5 protein-coding genes are annotated in these 4,240 nt (G+C 60.5%); 3 read left to right on the top strand and 2 right to left on the bottom strand.

From position 1 onward, the window contains the following. The first annotated feature begins 367 nt into the window (after positions 1-367). The 3 genes from ACTNBU_RS12375 to ACTNBU_RS12365 are packed head-to-tail and all read left to right on the top strand — an operon-like array spanning position 368 to position 1,831. Positions 368-706, top strand: a complete 339-nt coding sequence (locus ACTNBU_RS12375; protein WP_441034379.1) for an anti-sigma factor antagonist — start codon at positions 368-370, stop codon at positions 704-706. Beyond that, positions 687-1,136 carry an anti-sigma F factor gene (spoIIAB, locus tag ACTNBU_RS12370; RefSeq protein WP_441034377.1) on the top strand — a complete coding sequence of 150 codons (450 nt, stop codon included), beginning with the start codon at positions 687-689 and terminating at the stop codon, positions 1,134-1,136. Before ACTNBU_RS12375 ends, spoIIAB begins: the two co-directional genes overlap by 20 nt. Beyond that, positions 1,133-1,831 carry a sigma-70 family RNA polymerase sigma factor gene (locus ACTNBU_RS12365; RefSeq protein ID WP_441034376.1) on the top strand — a complete coding sequence of 233 codons (699 nt, stop codon included), beginning with the start codon at positions 1,133-1,135 and terminating at the stop codon, positions 1,829-1,831. The genes spoIIAB and ACTNBU_RS12365 overlap by 4 nt, the downstream gene beginning before the upstream one ends. On the opposite strand, the gene ACTNBU_RS12360 is transcribed toward ACTNBU_RS12365, so the two are convergent. Both ACTNBU_RS12360 and ACTNBU_RS12355 read right to left on the bottom strand, forming a co-directional pair. Next, a complete protein-coding gene (locus tag ACTNBU_RS12360) occupies positions 1,719-2,576 on the bottom strand; it encodes a TIGR03915 family putative DNA repair protein (RefSeq protein ID WP_441034375.1) in 858 nt (285 codons plus the stop codon). The two genes, ACTNBU_RS12365 and ACTNBU_RS12360, sit on opposite strands and share 113 nt — an antisense overlap. A gap of 14 nt (positions 2,577-2,590) precedes the next feature. Then, the gene (locus tag ACTNBU_RS12355; RefSeq protein WP_441034373.1) at positions 2,591-3,859 is read right to left on the bottom strand and encodes a putative DNA modification/repair radical SAM protein; all 1,269 of its coding nucleotides are present in this window, start codon (positions 3,857-3,859) and stop codon (positions 2,591-2,593) included. Positions 3,860-4,240: the final 381 nt, after the last annotated feature.

Here is a 4,240-nt window from a genome sequence, read left to right as displayed (position 1 = left end):
TGAATAGACAGCAGGGGTCTGATAAGACCTCAGCTTTTCCATACCCTTTTTGAACCATCTGTCTGTGAGCACTTCCACTCATTTTGAGGGTTGACTTTTAATAGTTAATCTGTCAAAGAGGATACGGTATTCTATTCCCTGGCGGTCGGATGTGTGATTGGGGAGAAAACGTAGAACAGAAATAACTATAAAGGAAACATACTTTACAGAAATCGTACCTGACAAGAAAACGAAAATTTTCCGTCCGGTGCCAAACGATTCGACAGAAAGCAGGCGTCCGGCATGATATCATCACCGTAAGGCGAGTTCACAGGCGAATATCTGCGGTTTTCCATGCCGCTGACTGTTGACAACGAGGTGAAAGAATATGGAGATCAACGCGAGAAGCGCGGACCGGAATCTGCTGCTGGAATTTTCCGGCGAACTGGATCATCACGGCGCCAGAGACGCCGCGCGGGAGGTGGAGCAGGCCATCGACGTGGCGCTGCCCCGGAAGCTGGTGCTGGACTTTGCCGGCGTGACCTTTATGGACAGCTCCGGCATTGCCGTGCTGCTGCGGGCCCAGCGACGGATGCAGAATCTGGGGGGCAGCGTACTGGTCTGCAACGTGCCCCGTCAGGCGAAACGGGTCTTGGACGCCGCCGGCATCGGCCGGCTGGTAACGATACAGGCAGGAGGGACAAGTCATGAAAACGAAGGCAAGTAACTACATAACGGTGGAATTCCCCAGCCGCAGCGCCAACGAGGGCTTTGCGAGAGCGGTGGTGGCCTGTTTCGCGGCCCAGATGGACCCGACGCTCAACGAGCTGGAGGACATCAAGACCGCCGTCAGCGAGGCGGTGACCAACGCCATCGTCCACGCCTATCCCACAACTGTGGGCAAGGTGGTGCTGAAGGCCCGCATCTGCCAGGGAAACGTGCTGGAGATCACGGTGAAGGACCACGGGAAGGGCATCCCGGACATCGACAAGGCCCGTCAGCCCATGTACACCACCGGCGGAGAGGAGCGCAGCGGCATGGGCTTTACCATCATGGAGAGCTTTATGGACAAGCTGACCGTCCGCTCCACGCCGGGGAAGGGCACCACTGTGATGATGCGCCGGAAGATCGCCACCCGGCTCGCGGCGCAGAAATGAACGGGGAGCTGCTGCGGGCCGCCCAGTCCGGGGACAATGACGCCTGTACCCAGGCGGTGCAGGAGAACAGCGGCCTGATCTGGAGCATCGTCCGGCGGTACTGCGGCCGGGGCGTGGACCCGGAGGACCTGTATCAGCTGGGCTGTCTGGGCTTTCTCAAGGCGGTGCGAGGCTTTGACTTCTCCTACGGCACCTGCTTCTCCACTTATGCCGTCCCCAAGATCGCCGGGGAGATCCGCCGCTTTCTGCGGGATGACGGCGCCTTGAAAGTTGGACGCACTACAAGGGAGAAAGCACAAGCGCTTTACACAATGCGGGAGAGCCTGCGGCAGGAACTGGGCCGGGAGCCGGCTCTGTCGGAGCTGGCGGAGGCCACCGGAATGGAGCCGGAGGAGATCGCCCGGGTGGATCTGGCCACCGCGTCGCCGGAGTCGCTGCAATCCGAAAACGAGGAGGGTCTGACGCTGGAGGGGACACTGGGCACCGACGCGCCGGAGGACTCCATGGTGGAGCGCATCGCCCTGCAGGAGGCCATCCGGCAGCTGCCGGAGAAGGAGCGCATGACCATCCTGCTCCGCTACTTCAAGGGGCTGACCCAGGAGCAGACGGCCCGGGTGGTAGGGGTGTCCCAGGTGCAGATCTCCCGGCTGGAGAAGAAAGGACTGGCCCGTCTGCGGGAGATCTTCGGGCCCTGAAGGCCTCCGGCCCCATGAACTCCGTCATGGTGCCCCGGTAGTGCTTGGGCATGTGGGTGTTCTGACACCGGGGATTCTCCCGCTCCTTGATGGCGATGGTGTCGTAGAACCGCTTCCACAGCAGGCGGTAGGAGACCTCTGTCTCATCCGGCTCCGCCATCTGGAAGTGATCCAGGGGCAGGATCACCGCCTTCCCGGCGGCGTAGAACAGCGCCTCCCGGTGGGTGCGGTCGTAGATGAAGAACTTCTCGTTCTGATAGCGGCTGCAGAAGTGGTTCCGCAGGACAGGCAGCACCCGGTTTCTGGGCTCAATCTCGCTGCCCAGCACGCCACCCAGATCGGAGAACCGGACGAAGCCCCGGAGCTTCTCCACCTCAGCCCCCAGAAACCGGACGGCCTTCAGCACAGGGTATAGCGTCTCGTCGGACAGGTTTTCCAGAAACCCGGGGCCGTCCTTCAGGAGCTTGGCGATGAAGCGGTACAGGTGCAGTTCCATCTCCGGCATGCAGGAGAGAAAGCCCCGGCGCAGCAGGGAAGCGGCGTCGGGGGAGATCTGCCGGATCTTCCGGTAGACCCGGCGGGCGTGACCGGTGTCCGTCACCACCTGCCGGGTGGCAAATAATGTGGGTTCGAAGTCCTCATCGCGGGTGATAGCGGTGGGGACTTCGTGATTTGCATAGCTGTCGAACACGCAGCACAGGAAGCCATCGAAGCTGCCGTCGTAACAATAGACCAATTCCGTCATGGAGGATATCCCTTTCAAACCGCGCTGTCGAACAGGGACAGCTGTTCCATCTCCGGCTGGGGCAGGCTGGACCGCTCCGCGGCGATGAGGGAACGCAGCAGGCTGTCCGGCGTGAACCGCAGGCCCTCCGCCATCTTTCCGGAGGCGGTGAGGAAATACTGGGCCCGCTTCATCACCACGCCCAGCTTCCGCAGATCGTCGATCCGGAGCCGTCCGGCCCGCCGGGAGACTAAGATCCGTTTCGCCGAGGTAACGCCGACGCCCGGCACCCGCAGCAGGGTCTCGTAGTCCGCCGTATTTACCTCCACCGGAAAGAAATCCAGATGGGCCAGGGCCCAGCTGCACTTGGGGTCCACCTGGGGATTGAAGTCCGGCGTCGTCTCGTCCAGCAGTTCCTCCGCCCGGAAGCCGTAGAACCGCAGCAGCCAGTCCGCCTGATACAGACGGTGCTCCCGCAGCAGCGGCGGCTTCACATCCTTGGACGGCAGCAGGGCGTTCTCCACCACCGGCACATAGGCGGAATAGAACACCCGTTTCAATCTGTATTGATCGTACAGTCCCTGAGTCAGCCGCAGAATATGGAAGTCGCTGTCTTGGGTGGCCCCTACGATGAGCTGGGTACTCTGACCGGCGGGGGCGAATTTGGGGGCGTGGCGGTATTTCACCAGCTCCTCCTTGTTGGCGGTGACCCGATTGCGGATCTGCCCCATGGGAGCCAGGATGGCCTTTTTCGTCTTGTCCGGCGCCAGGGTCTTCAGCCCCGCCTCTGACGGCAACTCGATGTTGACGCTGAGCCGGTCCGCCAGATAGCCCAACCGCTCCACCAGCTCCGGCGACGTGCCGGGGATGGCCTTGGCGTGGATGTAGCCGTTGAAGCGGTACTGGTTCCGCAGAATGGACAGCGCCCGGATCATCAGCTCCGTGGTGTAGTCCGGGCTGCGAAAGACGCCGGAGGAGAGGAACAGCCCCTCGATATAGTTCCGCCGGTAGAACTGGATGGTCAGGTCCGCCAGTTCCTCCGGCGTGAACATGGCCCGCCGGGTATCGTTGCTGCGGCGGTTGACGCAGTATTTGCAGTCATAGACGCAGCAGTTGGTCAGCAGGACCTTCAGCAGCGTCACGCACCGGCCGTCGGCGGAGAAGGTGTGACAGCATCCAGCCACGGCGGAGGAGGTACAGCCGATCATCCCTTTCCGGAAGCCCCGCTTGGCGCCGGAGGAGGTGCAGGCCGCGTCGTATTTGGCCGCGTCCGTCAGGATGGTCAGCTTTTCCAGAACGTCCATGGGACTGCGTCCTTACCAGCGGGCGGCTCTGCGGTGCCGGGAGGGACACTCGATGAGATCGATGATCCGGAACAGCTGCACCGTCAGGAAAACCACACCTACCACTGTAAAAAAGAGCGTCCAGCCAGTCATACTCGTTTCCTCCTATCGAACAATTGTTTTATTTGTTGATCTTACTATAACTCGAACAAATGTTCTTGTCAAGAGAAAACACAGGAAAAACCGCAAAAAGAGTCCCGCCTTTTTAAAAGGCGGGGCTCTCAGGCTGTTGAAAAAGTCCAGCATAGCTGGGCTTTTTCGCATTTATATGGTAAAATAAGCATGGGTGATGAAAGATGCTTGAACGAGGGAAGCTGGATCGTGGAATCGTAGAAATCGTGG

The sequence above is a fragment of the Dysosmobacter sp. HCP28S3_G4 genome (genome assembly GCF_052065175.1).
In the GTDB taxonomy this organism is placed as follows: domain Bacteria; phylum Bacillota; class Clostridia; order Oscillospirales; family Oscillospiraceae; genus Oscillibacter.
The sequence above is the reverse complement of the archived record's forward strand: the minus strand, read 5'-3'. Positions and strand labels throughout refer to the sequence as shown.

What these genes read in the sequence shown, in the direction of transcription:
- spoIIAB (WP_441034377.1), top strand. Translation starts at nt 687, where the DNA reads ATGAAAACGAAGGCAAGTAACTACATAACGGTGGAATTCCCCAGCCGC.
- ACTNBU_RS12355 (WP_441034373.1), bottom strand. Translation starts at nt 3,859, where the DNA reads ATGGACGTTCTGGAAAAGCTGACCATCCTGACGGACGCGGCCAAATAC.
- ACTNBU_RS12375 (WP_441034379.1), top strand. Translation starts at nt 368, where the DNA reads ATGGAGATCAACGCGAGAAGCGCGGACCGGAATCTGCTGCTGGAATTT.
- ACTNBU_RS12360 (WP_441034375.1), bottom strand. Translation starts at nt 2,576, where the DNA reads ATGACGGAATTGGTCTATTGTTACGACGGCAGCTTCGATGGCTTCCTG.
- ACTNBU_RS12365 (WP_441034376.1), top strand. Translation starts at nt 1,133, where the DNA reads ATGAACGGGGAGCTGCTGCGGGCCGCCCAGTCCGGGGACAATGACGCC.